Origin of the sequence: Paracoccus contaminans, from assembly GCF_002105555.1 — a bacterium.
Classification (GTDB): Bacteria; Pseudomonadota; Alphaproteobacteria; order Rhodobacterales; family Rhodobacteraceae; genus Paracoccus; species Paracoccus contaminans.
This window is the reverse complement of the sequence record NZ_CP020612.1, coordinates 2,833,737-2,849,464: the sequence shown is the minus strand read 5'-3', so window position 1 is coordinate 2,849,464 and position 15,728 is coordinate 2,833,737. Positions and strand designations below refer to the sequence as shown.

Annotated in this window: 14 protein-coding genes; 6 read left to right on the top strand and 8 right to left on the bottom strand. The window is 69.7% G+C overall.

Features of this window, described 5'->3' with window-relative positions; translation table 11 throughout:
• Positions 1 to 93: 93 nt before the first annotated feature.
• The 6 genes from B0A89_RS13620 to B0A89_RS13595 all read right to left on the bottom strand — a co-directional run bounded on the left by B0A89_RS13620 (position 94) and on the right by B0A89_RS13595 (position 6,731).
• Positions 94 to 408: a putative quinol monooxygenase gene (locus tag B0A89_RS13620; RefSeq protein ID WP_240558563.1), complete on the bottom strand. Its 315-nt coding sequence runs from the start codon at positions 406 to 408 to the stop codon at positions 94 to 96.
• Between the two features lie 355 nt (positions 409 to 763).
• Positions 764 to 1,792 carry an HlyD family secretion protein gene (locus B0A89_RS13615; protein ID WP_085378573.1) on the bottom strand — a complete coding sequence of 343 codons (1,029 nt, stop codon included), beginning with the start codon at positions 1,790 to 1,792 and terminating at the stop codon, positions 764 to 766.
• On the bottom strand, positions 1,789 to 3,366 hold the full coding sequence (locus B0A89_RS13610) for an efflux MFS transporter permease (RefSeq protein WP_157115359.1): 1,578 nt from the start codon (positions 3,364 to 3,366) through the stop codon (positions 1,789 to 1,791). Before B0A89_RS13610 ends, B0A89_RS13615 begins: the two co-directional genes overlap by 4 nt.
• Before the next feature lie 125 nt (positions 3,367 to 3,491).
• Positions 3,492 to 3,866 (bottom strand): MarR family winged helix-turn-helix transcriptional regulator, encoded by a 375-nt coding sequence (locus B0A89_RS13605; protein ID WP_169712180.1) that lies wholly within the window; start codon positions 3,864 to 3,866, stop codon positions 3,492 to 3,494.
• Positions 3,867 to 4,071: 205 nt separating this feature from the next.
• The gene (locus tag B0A89_RS13600; RefSeq protein WP_157115358.1) at positions 4,072 to 5,502 is read right to left on the bottom strand and encodes a UdgX family uracil-DNA binding protein; all 1,431 of its coding nucleotides are present in this window, start codon (positions 5,500 to 5,502) and stop codon (positions 4,072 to 4,074) included.
• The gene (locus tag B0A89_RS13595) at positions 5,502 to 6,731 is read right to left on the bottom strand and encodes a putative DNA modification/repair radical SAM protein (protein ID WP_085378569.1); all 1,230 of its coding nucleotides are present in this window, start codon (positions 6,729 to 6,731) and stop codon (positions 5,502 to 5,504) included. Before B0A89_RS13595 ends, B0A89_RS13600 begins: the two co-directional genes overlap by 1 nt.
• 249 nt (positions 6,732 to 6,980) lie before the next feature.
• Here B0A89_RS13595 and B0A89_RS13590 point away from each other — a divergent pair, with 249 nt between their 5' ends.
• The 6 genes from B0A89_RS13590 to B0A89_RS13565 all read left to right on the top strand — a co-directional run bounded on the left by B0A89_RS13590 (position 6,981) and on the right by B0A89_RS13565 (position 13,989).
• Positions 6,981 to 7,823, top strand: coding sequence for an XdhC family protein (locus tag B0A89_RS13590; protein ID WP_169712179.1), 843 nt, complete (start codon positions 6,981 to 6,983; stop codon positions 7,821 to 7,823).
• Positions 7,807 to 8,373: an NTP transferase domain-containing protein gene (locus B0A89_RS13585; RefSeq protein ID WP_169712178.1), complete on the top strand. Its 567-nt coding sequence runs from the start codon at positions 7,807 to 7,809 to the stop codon at positions 8,371 to 8,373. Before B0A89_RS13590 ends, B0A89_RS13585 begins: the two co-directional genes overlap by 17 nt.
• A gap of 78 nt (positions 8,374 to 8,451) precedes the next feature.
• Entirely contained in the window at positions 8,452 to 8,961 is a 510-nt protein-coding gene (locus tag B0A89_RS13580) for a 2Fe-2S iron-sulfur cluster-binding protein (protein ID WP_085378566.1), read from the top strand.
• Positions 8,958 to 9,932, top strand: coding sequence for an FAD binding domain-containing protein (locus B0A89_RS13575; protein ID WP_085378565.1), 975 nt, complete (start codon positions 8,958 to 8,960; stop codon positions 9,930 to 9,932). The genes B0A89_RS13580 and B0A89_RS13575 overlap by 4 nt, the downstream gene beginning before the upstream one ends.
• On the top strand, positions 9,929 to 12,142 hold the full coding sequence (locus B0A89_RS13570) for a xanthine dehydrogenase family protein molybdopterin-binding subunit (RefSeq protein ID WP_085378564.1): 2,214 nt from the start codon (positions 9,929 to 9,931) through the stop codon (positions 12,140 to 12,142). The genes B0A89_RS13575 and B0A89_RS13570 overlap by 4 nt, the downstream gene beginning before the upstream one ends.
• A gap of 134 nt (positions 12,143 to 12,276) precedes the next feature.
• On the top strand, positions 12,277 to 13,989 hold the full coding sequence (locus B0A89_RS13565) for an AMP-binding protein (RefSeq protein ID WP_085378563.1): 1,713 nt from the start codon (positions 12,277 to 12,279) through the stop codon (positions 13,987 to 13,989).
• Positions 13,990 to 14,409: 420 nt separating this feature from the next.
• Here the strand turns inward: B0A89_RS13565 and B0A89_RS13560 are convergent, their stop codons facing one another.
• Together B0A89_RS13560 and B0A89_RS13555 are read right to left on the bottom strand one after the other, a co-directional pair.
• A complete protein-coding gene (locus B0A89_RS13560) occupies positions 14,410 to 14,838 on the bottom strand; it encodes a DUF6165 family protein (RefSeq protein WP_085378562.1) in 429 nt (142 codons plus the stop codon).
• Complete coding sequence (locus tag B0A89_RS13555) at positions 14,835 to 15,725, bottom strand: glycosyltransferase family 9 protein (RefSeq protein WP_205949757.1); 891 nt, start codon at positions 15,723 to 15,725, stop codon at positions 14,835 to 14,837. The genes B0A89_RS13560 and B0A89_RS13555 overlap by 4 nt, the downstream gene beginning before the upstream one ends.
• Positions 15,726 to 15,728 lie beyond the last annotated feature (3 nt).

Sequence of the window (15,728 nt, the reverse complement as noted above, 5' to 3'; positions counted from 1 at the left end):
ACCGGCGGCAGGGCGTTTGCAGCCGCCAGGGCGGGACAGGGGCGGGCAGGCATGGCGAGGACCATGGCCCCGCGATGATGGGGCCGCCCGTGCCTAGTCCGTCACCCCGCGGCGGTCGTATTGCGCGCGGGCGATGCTGGCGGTGGCCTTGCCCCAATCGCTGGCGCGGGTGCGGGCCTGGTGGAGGCGATAGGCCTCGATATCGGCAAAGCGTTCGGCAATGTCGAACACCAGGGGCTCGTCTGTCTGTCGCAGGTCAAACTGCAGGCAGCCCGGTTCGGCCCGGCTTGCCTCGACATGGGCAGGGGCGTGATCCAGCACCGCCATCATCTCGGCCATGTCCCGGCACATGAGGCGGAGGGTCAGCGAAACCTGCCCCTCGGCCCGCGCCGCATGCGGGTCAGTCAAGCCGGGGCCGGAAGGGCAGCAGCCGCAGCCGGGCGGATGGTCATGCATGGCAAGCCTCGGGCGTGATGGAACAGCGGGACGGAAGGCGCCCCGGCCCATGGCAGGGACAGGGCCGCCGGTGCGGCATATCATGACGGGGGCGGTGCCCTGCAAGGCCTTCGCGCTACCCGGTTGCAGGACAGCGGGCCAGGACAGCGGGCGGTGCCTTGGCGCCGCCCTTGCCGCTCGGCGGGCGGGCGTCGCCCCGGCGCGGCGCGCTGCGGGCCGGGGACAGCGCCCCGCATCCGCCCTGGCGGCCGCGCGCCGGGGGTGCCTTTTCGCAGGCCGGTCCAGCCGGCCTTGCCGCCTGTTCCCTTCAGGGCACGTCCACGCGGACGACGACCGACATGCCGGGGCGCAGATATTCCGACATTTCCTGCCCCGGATCGATCGAGATGCGGACCGGCAGGCGCTGGGCCACCTTGGTGAAATTACCGGTCGCGTTGGTGGCATTGATCAGGCTGAATTCGGACGCGGTCGCGGGGGAAAACGCCTCGACCCGGCCGGTGAATTCACGGTGCTGCATCGCATCCACCGTGAACCGGGCGACCTGGCCCAGCCGCATTCCGTGCAAACTGGTTTCCTTGAAGTTGGCGATGACCCACACATCGGGACCGACCAGCGCCGCCAGCGCGCTGCCGGCCGTGACATACTGGCCCTTGCGCGCGCCGATCTGGCCAAGGCGGCCATCCTCGGGCGCGCGGATGACGGTATTTTCCAGATCGATGGCGGCCAGTTCAACCGCCGCCTGCGCGGCCGCGATATCGGCGCGCCTTGCATCCAGGGCCACGCGGGCGCTGCGCACATCCTCTTTCGCGGTGGCCAGCGCCGCCTGCGCCTGCGCAACGCCGGCCTGGGCTTGGCTCAGTGCCGCGCCCGAGGCCTCGGCGGTGCTTTCCGCCGCGATGCCCCGCTTGCGCAGGGCCGAGGTGCGGTCCGCCGTGGATTGCGCCGTATCGGCCGCGGCACGGGCCGAGATCAGCGCCGCCTCGCGCGCGCCCACGACCGCCTCGGCCGATACGACCGACTGTTCCCCGATCGCCAGCGCCGCTTGCGCGCCTGCGAGAGAGGCGCGCGCCTGTTCCACCCTTTGGCGCGGCTGGCGGTCATCGAGGCGGACGATCACGTCCCCCTTGTGGACCGTCTGGAAATCCGTGACCTCGACCACGGCGACATAGCCCGCGACCTGCGGCGCAAGCGACGTAATCCGGCCGCGGACATAGGCGTTCTCGGTTGCGGGCACGGCCGCCTCGAACGGGGGCAGATGCCAGGCGTAAAGGATCACCAGGACGCCCACGACGCCGATCGCGGCGACGATGATGGTGGAGAGGATCTTGCGATTCATGAGGAGCTTGCCGGTGGGGGAACGGGTTTGACGGCCGCGGAACCCGCCAGGTGGTCACGCGTCCAGTGAAGGAGCAGCAGCGCGATCGCGCCGCAGGCCCCCAGGAAGGTTGCAAGGAAGGCGTCGTTGTAGGCCAGGACATAGGCCTGCTGCGACGCCTCCTGCGCGATCTGCGAGACGGCCTGGGCGCGCCGCGCCGCGCTGTCGGGTATCGAGGCGGCCAGGGCCTGCACCCGCTGGCCGATGGCTGCCTGCACCGTCCAGGATGTCTGGGACAGCTGATCGGAAAGCGCATGCAGGTGATAAGCCTGCCGGGTGTTGATGAAGGTGGTGAAGATGCCGCTGCCCAGCGTGCCGCCGATGGCCTGCGTCGTCAGGAACACGATGATGAACGACAAGATGTAGTTCGGCCCCTTGGACAGCGCCTGCAGCAGCCCGGCCATCATGGCCGGCGGCAGGAACAGCGCCCCGGCAAAGGCGATCAGCGACTGGCTGGCGATCAGCTGCGCCGGCCGCGTGTCGATGGTCGAGTGGCTGTCCAGATAGGCCCCGGCGGCGATCAGCAGCAAGGCTGCCAGGTGGATCTGCGATTCCCGGCCCGGCTTGATGACAAGGGAACAGGCCATCCCCCCCAGCATGGATGCCGCAACTATGGCGGCGAACAGCGGCACCATCTGGTCAGGCGACAGGCCCAAGGCCTGGAACATCCGCGGCGCGCCCGCCGCCTGCTCGGACAGCAGCAGGCGGAACAGCAGCAGCGCGCCCGTCAGGTGCAGCACGGGCGCGGTCAGCAGCCAGCGGATATCGATCAGCGGGGCGCTGCGGTTCAGCTCGATCGCCGCGGCGGCCGCAAGCGCCGCAACCGCGCAGGCCATGAGAATGCCCGTCCAGCTCGCCTCGGTCCACCAGTAGGTCGGCCCCTGTGTGAAGGCCGCCGTCAGCCCGCCAACGCCGATGGCGATCAGCACGAAGCTGACCAGATCCAGCGGGGCGATCACGTTCTGGCGCGGCATCGGGTTCAGCGGCAGCAGGAACACCAGCGCCAGCGAGGCAAGCGCCATTCCCAGGCTGACCAGGTGAAGCACCTGCCAGTCGCCGTCCCCCATCAGCAGGGGCGCCAGCGCGCGGGCCAGCGGGCTGCCCACCATGATGAAGGTCAGCACAAGGGGCAGGCCCAGGCGCATCTTCATCTGCGGCGACAGCCCTTCGAGCATGTATAGAAACGCCAGCGTGGACAGCGGGGCCGAGGTGATCCCCGCCAGCACCTGCACGGTGATCGCCGATCGCAGATCCTGGCTGAACAGGCTCAGGATCGTGACCAGCACATGGGCAAGGATGCCGATTTCGGTAAAGCGGCGCAGGCCATACTGGGTGCGGATCTTGATCAGCAGGATCGGCAGCGCCGTCTTGGGGATCATGAAGGCGACGACGAGCCAGCTTGCCTGTGTGGTGGTCGCCCCGATCTGTCCGGCAATCTGCCCCAGCACCGCCGATGTCCAGCCCTGGGCCAGCCCCTGCGTCAGCGCGATGAACATGGATGTCGCCATATAGGCCGCAATCCGGTGCCGCGCCATTGCGGGCGCCTGTGCAGCCGCAGCGGCGCCGGCGGCAGGCGCCGGGGCCTGGGCCGGGGCCTGGGCCTGGGCCGGGGGAGGGGCAGCCCCCTCGCCGGGCCGGGCGGTCGCGGCGCGCGCCTTGTTCATTTACCCGGTCCCCCGCGCAGGTTCTCCTCCATCCGCTGCAGGACGGCGGCGGTAATGGCCAGATCGCCGGGGTCGATTCCCCGCACCGACACCGCCTCAAGCTGGTCGCGCAGCCGCAGCAGGTCCAGCGCCTCGCCGGCAGGGGTCGCCATCACCGCCCGCTTGCGCCGGTCGCCGTCCACGGAACCGCGCCGGATCAATCCGGCGCGTTCAAGGGCGTCAAGATGGCGCTTCATCGTAGGCGGCTCGATCCGGGTCTCATCGGCAAGCTCCACCTGAGTTGCGCCGGGACAGGCAAGCGCAGCGGCCAGCACACGCGCCTGGGCATAGGTCAACCCGCCTTTGGCATGGGCATCATAATAGGCGTGCATGGCGCGCAGCAACGGGGAAAGGCGGCTGAAGATCATGGCGGGCACCGGATAGTTGGTTAGCTACCTAACGAAATGCGCAGCCCGTTTCAACGGGTGCCGCGCTGGCGCAGGGCCGCAGATGCGGATGGCGGCGCAAGGGGCAGTGCCGCGCTCATTGCCGCAGCCGCATCCCTGGCATGGCTGCCGGCAGGCGCTGCCTTGCCCTTCAGCCCAGCATCTGGCTGACCAAGCGCAGATCCTCTGTCAGCTCGGCCAAAGCCTGCTCGGCGGCGGCCGGATCGGAGCGGCGCAGGATCAGCGAGGGATGCCAGGAAATCAGCACCGGACCGGACGGGGTCTGCTCGACCCGCCCCCGTCGCGCGGTCAGCCCGTTGCCCTTGCCAGTCAGCGCCCGCGCGGCGCTTGCCCCCAACGCGATGGTCAGCCTTGGCCGGACGAATTGCCGTTCCAGATCAAGCCACCAGCGGCAGGCCGCGATCTCGCCTGCATCGGGGTTTTGGTGCAGGCGGCGCTTGCCGCGCGGGACAAACTTGAAGTGCTTGACCGCGTTCGTCATCCAGGCGCCGGCGCGGTCCAGCCCGGCATCGGCCATCGCGCGGTCAAGAACCTGCCCGGCGGGGCCGACAAAGGGGCGGCCGGCCAGGTCTTCGTGATCGCCCGGCTGCTCGCCCACGATCATCAGCGGCGCATCCTCCGGCCCCTCGCCAAAGACGCTCTGCGTCGCGGCATGGCACAGATCGCAGCGCGTGCAGAGGGCGCAGGCGGCCCGCGCATCGGCCAGGCTTTCGATCTGCGCCGGCGGGCGCGGCATGGCGGCGCGATAGCGGTCGGTGATCGCGGCGGCGCGCAGGGGCGCATCCGTCGCGGCGGCCTCCTGCATGGCCCGCACCCGCCCTTCGGCTGCGTTCAGCATCGCCGGGATCTGGCCCGTTTCGGGCATGTTCTTCCAGTATTTCTTCGGCATGTGCTGGCGCATCGAGCCCAGCTTGATCCGCGCGGGGTTGAAGATGTTGGCGAAATAGGTCGCCCACAGCACCTCGGCCGCGTCGTCGGGCAGATCGGGCCGGGGGGCGCCGGGGGCAAGGGACAACTGCCCATCCTGCCACAGGGCCGACAGATCAGGCGTGTGGATCGCCCAGTCCATGTCGGCAAAGCGGCGGCAGAAGAAACCCGTATTCGCCTCGATGATGCGGTGGTCGGGCTCGAACCAGGCGGCAAAGCGGCGGCGCGGCCCGGCGGCGGGCAACTCGCGAAAGCGGACAAAGGCGCGCATCTTGTGGATGTCGCGGGCCACCGCCTTGTCCAGCGCCCCAAGGCGCCGCACCAGCGGATCGGCCTCATCCGCCAGCAGCCCGCGCCGATCCTGCAGCGCCAGCAGCGCGGCATAGAGCAGCGAGGCCCCCGCAGCATCGCGGTGCAGGACGACCCGCTGCGCCAGTTCAAGAAACCCGCGCGGGACAGCAACCGCGCGCCCCGTTCCGGGGGGCAGCGGCGCGCTGTCGAACAGCAGGGGCGCGGCCGCGCCCTCGAACGTCCAGTCCACCTCGGCGGCGGGCACCCGGTGGGCGGCCAGCGGTCTGGCCGCATCGCGCCAGGCTGCGAAGATCCCTGTTTCCGGCAGGACGACGCGGTGCATCAGAACAGGCTGAGCTGTTCGGGGGGCGGGGCAAAGCGGGCGCGCAGGCCCTCGCTGTCGGTCAGCCCGCCGGGGGACCAGCCGGGCACCGTGACGAAAGGCCGGGCGCGCGTCATCAGCGCCCCGATCCGCACCAGATCGTCCCAGCCCAGCGTGCGGTGCCGCCGCGCCGAGAGGATGCGATCGACGGTGCGCGTGCCGAAACCCGGCACCCGCAGCAGCATCTCGCGCCCGGCCCGGTTCACGTCCACGGGAAACTGCGCCCGGTTGGCCAGCGCCCAGCCCAGCTTGGGATCGACCGCCAGATCCAGCATCCCCTGCGGCGTGGCCGAGGCGATCTCGTCCGCCTCGAAGCCATAGAACCGCATCAGCCAGTCGGCCTGATACAGCCGGTGTTCGCGCAGCAAGGGCGGGCGCACCAACGGCAGGACGGACGAGCTGTCGGGGATGGGCGAGAAGGCCGAATAATACACCCGCCTCAGCCCATAGCCCGCATAAAGCCGCGCCGAGGTCGTCAGGATCGCCGCATCATTGGCATCATCGGCGCCCACGATCATCTGCGTCGATTGCCCTGCGGGCGCAAAGCGGGCAGGGCGCTTGCCGCTGTGGCTGCGTTCCCGGCTGGCCTCGTGCCCGCCCTTGACGCGCGCCATCGCGGTGCGGATCGTTTCGGGCCGCTTTTCGGGGGCAAGCGCGCGGATCGAGGCATCCTGCGGCAGTTCGATGTTGATCGACAGCCGGTCCGCATAGAGCCCCGCCGCATCGATCAGTTCGGGCGCGGCGTCGGGGATGGTCTTGAGGTGGATGTAGCCCTTGAACCCGTGATCCTGCCGCAGTGTGCGGGCGATGCGCACCATGTCCGCCATGGTCTGGTCGGGGCTGCGGATGATGCCCGATGACAGGAACAGCCCCTCGATATAGTTGCGCCTGTAGAACTCCAGCGTCAGGCTGACGACTTCCTCGACCGAAAAGCGCGCCCGTTCGACATTCGAGCTGACCCGGTTCACGCAATAGGCGCAGTCGAAGATGCAGAAATTGGTCATCAGGATCTTCAGCAGGCTGATGCAGCGCCCGTCCGGGGTATAGGCGTGGCAGATGCCCGATCCCTCGGTCGATCCCAGCCCGCCCTTGCGCGAATCGCGCCGTGTCGTTCCGCTGGATGCGCAGGACGCGTCGTATTTGGCCGCATCCGACAGGATGGCAAGCTTGCGGGCAAGATCAGGCTTCATGGATAACGCTTAGCCTTGTCGCTGTGAACATAATACGAACTTAAGGATGGTCAGGCCCCGATGGAAGGGAACGGGCCAAGCCGCTCAGCGGTTGCAACGCTGCGGAACCCGAGCGCCGGGACGGCGGTTGGCTTGGCGATGACCGCCCCGTTTTCCCAGCCCTTGTCCCTGAGGCAGCCTTCCATGCCCGCTGCGGCATGTCTGGACGAGACGGACTTTCCCTTGCCGGGTCCGGCTTGCTGCCTGTGTGTGATCACCGAGGTCGAGGGGCCGTCCTACCGGCCTTTGGGCGCGGCCATGACTGTCGATGCGGCAGGGATGCGGCGGGGCACCCTGTCATCGGGCTGCATCGAGGCGGATGTCGCGCTGCACGCCGGGCGCGCCTTGGCCGACGGGAAGGTGCGGCAGCTGCGATACGGGCGCGGGTCGCGGGCCGCCGATCTGGAGCTGCCCTGCGGGGGCGGCTTGCAGATCACGCTGTTTCCGGCACCGGACCCAAGGGTGATCGCCGCCGCGCGATCGCGGCTGGCCGCGCGTGAGCCGGCATTTTTCCTGATCGGCGGGTCCGGGCTGATCGCCCCGGATGATCCGCTTGCCCAAGGCGCAACCGCGGCGCCGTCGGGGGCCGGGCTGCTGGCCGTCACGCTGCTGCCGCGGCTGAGGCTGCTGATCCTGGGGCGGGGGCCAGAGCCGCTGGCGCTGTTCCGCATGGCCCGTGCCGCCGGGATCGCAACCCGATACTACAGCGCCGATCCGCAGGTGCCGCCCGAGGCGCTGGCGCTGTCGGGCAAAGGCTGGCCGGCGGGGGCGCGGCTGGATGCGCGCACCGCCGTCGCGCTGTTCTTTCACGATCACGACCGGGAACCCCCGCTGCTGGCCGCCGCCCTTGACAGCCCGGCCTTTTATGTCGGGGCGCTGGGCAGCGCCCGCGCTCATGCGATGCGGGTGGCGGCGCTTGCCGAAACGGGGGTGGCGCAGGATCGCATCGCGCGGCTGGCGCAGCCTTTCGGCATCGTGCCCCATGCGCGCGAGCCGGTGGCGATCGCGGCGGGCGTTCTGGCCCAGGTGCTGGCCGATGCAAGGCTTGGCTGAGCGGCTGGCGGTGATCGTTCTGGCTGCCGGCGCCTCGCGCCGGTTCGGGGCGGCCGACAAGCTGCTGGAGCCGCTCGGCGGGCGTCCCCTGGCCGCCCATGCCTTTGCGCTGGCAGGCGCCTGCGGCGCAGGCGCGGCCATCGCGGTGACGGCACGGGACGGTGTGGCCGATCTTGCCCGGGCGGCGGGCCTGGTATCCGTGTCGGTCCCGCCGGGGGGCGATCAGTCGGCCAGCGTGCGGGCCGGGCTGGCGGCCTTGCCGGCACAGGTCGATGCGGTGCTGTTCATGCTGGCCGACATGCCCTGGCTGCGCGCCGAGGATCTGGCGGCGCTGCTGGATCTGGGCGCCCCGGCCTGCGCGCGGGATGGCGCCGTGCGCATGCCCCCCGCGCTGCTGCCGCGGGCATGGTGCGAGGCTGCCCCCCTTTCAGGAGACAGCGGACTGCGCCCGCTGCTGGCGCGCATCGCGCCCGATCGCTGCCTTGACCGGCCCTCCGGGCGGCTGCGCGATGTGGACAGGCCGTCGGACCTGTTCCCGGCGCAGGGCTAGTTTCCTGCCGCCATAACGGAACTGCCGGGCCTGCTGGCCTGTTTCCTGAGACCCCAAGCCAGCCGAAAGAGCCAGTCCATGGACCTGACACTGACCATCAATGGCGAACGCCGCAGCCTGACGGTGGATGACCCGCGCGTGACGCTGCTGGATGCCCTGCGCCAGCATCTCGACCTGACCGGGACCAAGAAGGGCTGTGACCACGGGCAGTGCGGCGCCTGCACGGTGATGCTGAACGGCCGGCGCATCAACAGCTGCCTGACCTTGGCCGTCATGCACGAGGGCGACGAGATCACCACGATCGAGGGGATCGGCCGGCCGGGCGGCCTGTCGCCGATGCAGGATGCCTTTGTCCGCCATGACGGCTTTCAATGCGGCTATTGCACCCCCGGCCAGATCGTCTCGGCCACCGCCATGCTGGAGGAGGCGCGGCAGGGCTGGCCCAGCTATGTTAGCGACGATCTGGAACGGGGCGGCGATCTGTCGGACGAGGAAATCCGCGAGCGCATGTCGGGCAATCTGTGCCGCTGCTCATGCTATCCCAATATCGTGGACGCCATTCGCGACACGGCGGAGGCTGCGGCATGAGGCCCTTTACCTACAGCCGGGCCGCCGACCCGGCCGCGGCCCTTGCCAGCGCCGGGCGCTTCATCGCCGGGGGCACCAATCTGCTGGACCTGATGAAGCTGCAGGTGGAAACGCCCGATGCGCTGATCGACATCAACCATATCGGCCTCGACCGGATCGAGCCCGAGGGCGAGGGCCTGCGCATCGGCGCGCTGGTGCGCAATGCCGACCTTGCCGCCGATCCGCGCGTGCGCAGGGACTGGCCGCTGTTGTCGCGGGCGCTGCTGGCCGGGGCCAGCGGGCAGTTGCGCAACCGTGCCACCACGGGCGGCAACCTGATGCAGCGCACCCGCTGCCCCTATTTCTATGACCTTGATACGCCCTGCAACAAGCGTGCGCCGGGCAGCGGCTGTTCGGCCAAGGGCGGGTTCAACCGCAACCTTGCGATCCTGGGCTGGTCGGATGCCTGCATCGCGACCTATCCCGGCGACATGGCCGTGGCGCTGGCGGCGCTGGATGCGGAGGTGCATGTCGAAGGGCCCGCGGGCAAGCGCAGCCTGCCGGCGAGCGGCTTTCACCGCCTGCCGGGCGACAGTCCGGAACGCGACACCAATCTTGAGGACGGCGAGTTGATCACCGCCGTCACCCTGCCTGCGCCCACGGCTGGGCGGCAGATCTACCGCAAGGTGCGTGACCGGCGCTCTTATGCCTTCGCGCTTGTCTCGGTCGCAGCCGATGTGGTGATGGACGGCCCCCGGATCGGGCGCGCCGCGCTGGCGCTGGGCGGGGTGGCGGCAAGGCCATGGCGCGTGCCCGAGGCCGAGGCGATGCTGGCAGGGCAGGCACCTTCGGACGATCTGATGGGACGCTTTGCCGACCGGCTGCTGCAAGGGGCGCAGGGGCATGGCGACAACGATTTCAAGATTCCGCTGGCGCGGCGGACGGTCATTGCCGTCCTCAGGCAGGCTGTCAGCGCAGGGGACCGGACATGAGCGACATGATCGAGCTGAGCCAGCATCTGCGGATGAACGGCAAGGACGAGGAGAACCTGCTCGACCGCACGGTTCAGGGCGTCATCACCCGGCCCCTCGACCGGCCTGAGGGCCCGCTGAAGGTCAGCGGCACCGCGACCTATGCCGACGAGGATCATCCGCCCGGCACCGTTCATGGCTGGTTCGTCCGCGCGCCCATCGCCAAGGGCTGGGTCACGGGATTGAACACGGCAGAACTGCGCGCCATGCCCGGCGTGCTGGCCGTGATGCGTGATGATCGGCTGATCCACCATCCCGCCCAGGGCCAGCAGGGTTCGGCCCCGCCCCAGGGCCCGTCCGAGGTCACATATGCGGGCCAGCCCGTCGCCCTGGTGATCGCCGAGACGTTCGAGCAGGCCCGCAATGCCGCCCTGGCCGCCCGTTTGCAGCTGATCGACCAGTCCGACCGGGCCGTGCTGGCGGCGGACCCGTCAGACTACGAGACGCCCAAGGGCAAGCAGGCCGCGACCGGCGATCTGGACAAGGCGATGGCGGAAGCCGCCTTTACGCTGGATGAGCAATATTCCACCCCCTCGATGAGCCATTCGGCGATGGAGCCGCATGCCGCCGTGGCCTGGTGGGAGGATGGAAAGCTGACGCTGCGCGGCAGCTACCAGATGCTCAAGACCAATGTGGCCGAGCTTGCCGATGCCGTGGGGGTCAGCCCGAAAAAGGTGCGCATCCTGTCGCCCTATGTGGGGGGCGGCTTCGGCGGCAAGCTGGGCATCGGCCACGAAGGCGTGGGCGCGGCCATCGCCGCGCAGCGGCTGGGCCGGCCGGTGGCCATCGCGCTGCACCGCCGCAATGTCCATGAGGCGACGCATCGCCGGTCCGAAAGCCGCCAGCGCGTGCGCCTTGCCGCGGATGCCGAGGGGCGCCTGACCGGTCTGGGGCACGAGGCATGGGTTTCCTCGATGTTCGGCGACGATTTTTCCGAGCCGGTCACGCAGGCCACCCCCTTTACCTATGCGGGCGAGAACCGCGTCATCGGCCACCACGTCGCGCGGCTGAACCTGACCGCCCCCGGATCGATGCGCGCGCCCGGCGAGGCGATCGGTGTGCCGGTGATCGAGATGGCGATGGACGAGCTGGCCGAGCGGTCCGGCCTTGATCCGGTCGCGTTCCGCATCCGCAACATCCCCGACAAGGATCCCACCAGCGGCAAGCCCTTCAGCTCCAACCGGCTTGAGGATTGCCTGCGGCGCGGCGCCGAACGCTTCGGCTGGGCCGACCGCCCCCAGCCCGGCACCCGGCGCGAGGGCGAATGGCTGATCGGCATGGGCATGGCATCGGCGGTGCGGGTCAACATGCTGCAGAATTCCAAGGCGGCGGTGATCCTGCTGGCCGACGGCACGGCGCGGGTCGAAACCGACATGACCGACATCGGCACGGGCAGCTATGCCATCCTGACCCAGATCGCCGCCGAGGCGCTGGGCCTGCCGATGGAGCGCGTGACCACGGTGCTGGGCGACAGCGACCTGCCGCCGTCCTCGGGTTCGGGCGGGTCCTTCGGGGCGGCGTCCTCGGGCAGTTCGGTGCTGCTGGCGGCGCAGGCGCTGCGCAGGGAACTGGCGCGGCGCATGGACTGCGCGCCCGAAGACCTGACGCTGAAGGACGGGCACGCCATCGCCGCCAACCGCGCCCGTCCGCTGTCGGACGTGCTGGCCGGCGACAGCCTGCGCGCCGAGGGCGAGATCGACCGCGGCCTGAACGAAACGACGACCCGGCAGGCCAGCTGGGGCGCCCAGTTCGCCGAGGTCGCCGTCAGCACCGTCACGGGCGAGATCCGCCTGCGCCGCCTTTCGGCGGTGTTCGCCGCGGGCCGCATCCTGAACGAAAAGACCGCCCGGTCGCAATGCATCGGCGGGATGATCTTCGGCATCGGCTCGGCCCTGACCGAAGAGGTCGCCCATGATCCGCGCGACGGGCATTTCGTCAACCGCGACCTTGCCGAATACCACATCCCCGTGAACCTCGACGTGCCCCATATCGACATCGAGTTCCTCGACGACCGCGACCCCTATGCCAACCCGATGCAGGCCAAGGGCATCGGCGAACTGGCCTGTTGCGGCACCGCCGGGGCAATCGCCAATGCGGTGGCCAACGCGACCGGCAAGCGGTTCCGCGACCTGCCGATGACGCTGGACAAGGTTCTGGCGGCGCTGGACTGACCTTCGCCGCCGCCGGCAGCCCGCCCGCCCCTCGGCGGGCGACGACAAGCCGCTTGCCTGCGCGGCCCCGCTCTTTCATCCTTGCCCGCGGGAGGGGCCCGCTGGCCGGGCCGTCACGACACGGGGGGAACGGGATGAGCATCTATGGCCTTGCGCCGCGCAACGCCGCCGAAAGCCGCGTTCAGGGACCGGCCGACAGGCCGCTGCGCCAGGAAACCATTGCCGGCCTGCTGGCTGCGGCGGTGGCCGATCATGGCGAGCGGGAGGCGCTGGTCTTTGTCGAACACGGGGTTCGCCTGACCTATGCGGAGTTCGGAGCCGCGGTGGACAGGCTGGCGACGGGGCTGCTGAACCTTGGCATCTCGCGCGGGGACAGGGTGGGCATCTGGTCACCGAACCGGCCCGAATGGGTGCTGACGCAGTTCGCCACCGTGCGGATCGGGGCGATCCTCGTCAACGTCAACCCCGCCTATCGGGTCGGAGAGCTGGAATATGCCCTGCGCCATGTCGGGGTGCGCTGCCTGATCCTGGCGGAAAGCTTCAAGAAGTCGAACTATGTCAGCATGATCCAGCATGTCGCGCCCGAGCTGATGTTTTCGGCCCCCGGCGCGCTGATGGCGGCGAACCTGCCCGATCTGCGCATCGTTGTGCGGATGGGCGACAGCCGCTCGACCCCCGGCATCCTGAACTTTGCAGAAATCGCCGACACCCCGGCCGACCCCGCCCGGCTGGATGCGATCACCCGCACGCTGCACCGCGATGACGCGATCAACATCCAGTTCACCTCGGGCACGACAGGCCTGCCCAAGGGCGCGACGCTCAGCCACATGAATCTGGTCAACAACGGGCATTTCGTCACCGCGACCATCGCGCTGGGGCCTGAGGACCGCCTGTGCATCCCGGTGCCGCTGTATCACTGCTTCGGAATGGGGATGGGCGTTCTGGGCTGCGTCAGCAAGGGCGCGACGATGGTCTTTCCGGGCGAGGGGTTTGACCCGGACGTGACGCTGAACGCCGTTGCGGACGAACGCTGCACCGCGCTTTACGGCGTGCCGACGATGTTTTCGGCAATGCTCGATTCGGCGGGCTTTGCCCATCACGATCTGTCCAGCCTGCGCACCGGGATCATGGCCGGATCGCCCTGTCCGATCGAGGTGATGAAGCGCGTCCAGCGCGACATGAACATGCGCGAGGTGACGATCGCCTATGGCATGACCGAGACCGCGCCCGTCTCGTTCCAGTCCCATATCGACGATCCGCTGGACAAGCGGGTGACGACCGTTGGCCGCATCCATCCGCATGTCGAGGTCAGGCTGGTGGATGGCGAGGGCCATACCGTGCCGGTGGGCATGCCGGGCGAGCTGCTGACGCGCGGCTATTCGGTGATGAAGGGTTACTGGGGCGAGCCCGCCCGCACCGCCGAGGCGATCGACGCCGATGGCTGGATGCATACGGGCGATCTGGCCACGCTGGATGCCGAGGGCTATTGCAACATCGTCGGCCGGGTCAAGGACATGCTGATCCGCGGCGGCGAGAACATCTATCCGCGCGAGGTCGAGGAATATCTGTTCCAGCATCCCGCCGTTCAGCTGGTGCAGGTGTTCGGCGTTCCTGACGAGCGTTATGGCGAGGAGGTCTGCGCCTGGGTCGTCCCCAAGCCCGGCGCCTCGCTCTGCGCGGACGAGCTGCGCGAATTCGCTGCCGCCCGCATGGCCCATTTCAAGGTGCCCCGCTATGTCCGCATCAAGGACGAGCTGCCCACGACCGTGACCGGCAAGGCGCAGAAGTTCATCATGCGCAAAGCCATGATGGAGGAACTCGGCCTGTCCGAGGCAAGCACGGCCTGAACCGGCTGACGGAAGGGCTTTTCGCAGGGCCAAGGCGGCCGATTATCGCGGGTGATTTAGCTCGGCCCGGCGCGTCTTGCCGGCGTGACCCTTGGCCGGGCAGGGCTGCTGCCGGCATCGCCGCGCCGGGGGCGGCCGCGGTGATGACCGCGCTGGCAATCATCATGGCGGCGTTGCCGGCCTGCGTGTTCCAGCCTCGCTCTATGTGCTTGGTGCTCGCCCCCTGCGGCTTTGTTGCGGTGCGATCAGGGGGCTGGTGCTGGCCTGGGGACGATCCGACGATGGCAGGGCAAGGCTGCGGCCCGACAGGGATGCGCCGGCTGGCCGCGAGGCTGCGGCGTGATCCCCCTCGCCGCCGGGATCGAGACGGGCCTTCTCACCGCCCGGCGCAGCGTCGGGATGATTTCCGCCTGTGGCGTTCTAGCGCCCGCCAGCCGCGCCCTTGCCGGGTGCTGAGGGAGCGTGGAACTTTTCCTCGACCAGGGCCGAGCCGAGCAGCGCGTTGACCTGCCGCTTGATCGCGGCGCGCTGGTCGTTGGTGCGATAGACCGCGCGGGCCAGCGCGACGAAGCCGGCCCCGAAATCGCCTGCGGCCTCGCAGGCGCGGATGTCGTCCTCGATCGTCCACAGGGCCTGGTTGACGCGGCGCAGATCCTCGATCAGCGGGGCAAGGCCCGGCTGCGGCATGACCGGGGCCGCGATCTCGTTCAGCAGCGCCAATTCCTGCGCCACATTGGCGCGGGCGGCCGGGGCGGGAATACGGGCGGCCTTGATTTCCAGGATGGTGATCTTGTCCAGCAGCTCGCCCCAGGACACAGGGGCAAGCGGGGCGGGCAGGGTGGGCGTCATGGATCCGTCCTTTCGGCAAGGGCTGCGGCGACATCGGCCAGCACCCCAGACCAGTCGCCGGGCGCGTGCTGGTGCCACAGGCGCATCGACGGGTACCACGGGGTCTGCGTTCCGCGCACAGGCCAGCGCCAGTCGGGCTCGTGCTTGAGCAGCAGCCACACCGGCCGGCCCAGCGTGCCGGCCAGATGGGCGATCATCGTGTCGACCGTGATGACCAGCGATGCCCCCGCGACCAGCGCGGCCGTTGCCGCCATGTCCATCGGGCAGCCCTCGGGATTGAGGACGGGCAGGTCGGTCCGCCCCGGCATCAGCGACAGCGCGGGGCCGCGGCACAGCGGCGCAAAGCCCGCCTCGGGGACCGAGCGGCCCGCATCCCAATCCCCCGCGCCCCAGCACAGCGCCACGGCGCCGGGCGGCAGGGGGGCGGGCGCCACGGCCAGCGGCAGGGCAGGGATCTGCGGCCCTGCCCGCAGGGCCAGCGGCACCTCCATGATCTCGATATCGCATTCCATGGGCTTCAACGGGCGCGCCACGTCAAAGGGCACCGCCCGCACGCCCTCCAGCCTGCCGAACAGCGGCAGCAGCCGCGGCTGCATCTCGACCGTGACCGAAGCCGCGCGCTGCGCCAGCAGCGGCAGATAGCGCGAAAACATCAGCGTGTCGCCATAGCCGTGATAGCAGCGCACCAGCACCGCGCGCCCGTCCACCGGCGTGCCGTCCCAGACCCAGCGCAAATGATAGGGCAGCGCGGGATCGTCCCGGGTGGCCGGGTCGCGGCCTGCCAGCATGCGTGCCGCCAGATCCCAGGCGGCGGCGAAATCGCCGCGCCGCATGGCCTGCGTCCACGGGTCCGGGCCGCCGGGGGGCGGCGCAATGTCGCCCTGCATCGC

What these genes read in the sequence shown, in the direction of transcription:
- B0A89_RS13565 (WP_085378563.1), top strand. Translation starts at nt 12,277, where the DNA reads ATGAGCATCTATGGCCTTGCGCCGCGCAACGCCGCCGAAAGCCGCGTT.
- B0A89_RS13580 (WP_085378566.1), top strand. Translation starts at nt 8,452, where the DNA reads ATGGACCTGACACTGACCATCAATGGCGAACGCCGCAGCCTGACGGTG.
- B0A89_RS13595 (WP_085378569.1), bottom strand. Translation starts at nt 6,731, where the DNA reads ATGAAGCCTGATCTTGCCCGCAAGCTTGCCATCCTGTCGGATGCGGCC.
- B0A89_RS13585 (WP_169712178.1), top strand. Translation starts at nt 7,807, where the DNA reads ATGCAAGGCTTGGCTGAGCGGCTGGCGGTGATCGTTCTGGCTGCCGGC.
- B0A89_RS13570 (WP_085378564.1), top strand. Translation starts at nt 9,929, where the DNA reads ATGAGCGACATGATCGAGCTGAGCCAGCATCTGCGGATGAACGGCAAG.
- B0A89_RS13600 (WP_157115358.1), bottom strand. Translation starts at nt 5,502, where the DNA reads ATGCACCGCGTCGTCCTGCCGGAAACAGGGATCTTCGCAGCCTGGCGC.
- B0A89_RS13610 (WP_157115359.1), bottom strand. Translation starts at nt 3,366, where the DNA reads ATGGCGCGGCACCGGATTGCGGCCTATATGGCGACATCCATGTTCATC.
- B0A89_RS13575 (WP_085378565.1), top strand. Translation starts at nt 8,958, where the DNA reads ATGAGGCCCTTTACCTACAGCCGGGCCGCCGACCCGGCCGCGGCCCTT.
- B0A89_RS13555 (WP_205949757.1), bottom strand. Translation starts at nt 15,725, where the DNA reads ATGCAGGGCGACATTGCGCCGCCCCCCGGCGGCCCGGACCCGTGGACG.
- B0A89_RS13615 (WP_085378573.1), bottom strand. Translation starts at nt 1,792, where the DNA reads ATGAATCGCAAGATCCTCTCCACCATCATCGTCGCCGCGATCGGCGTC.
- B0A89_RS13605 (WP_169712180.1), bottom strand. Translation starts at nt 3,866, where the DNA reads ATGCACGCCTATTATGATGCCCATGCCAAAGGCGGGTTGACCTATGCC.
- B0A89_RS13560 (WP_085378562.1), bottom strand. Translation starts at nt 14,838, where the DNA reads ATGACGCCCACCCTGCCCGCCCCGCTTGCCCCTGTGTCCTGGGGCGAG.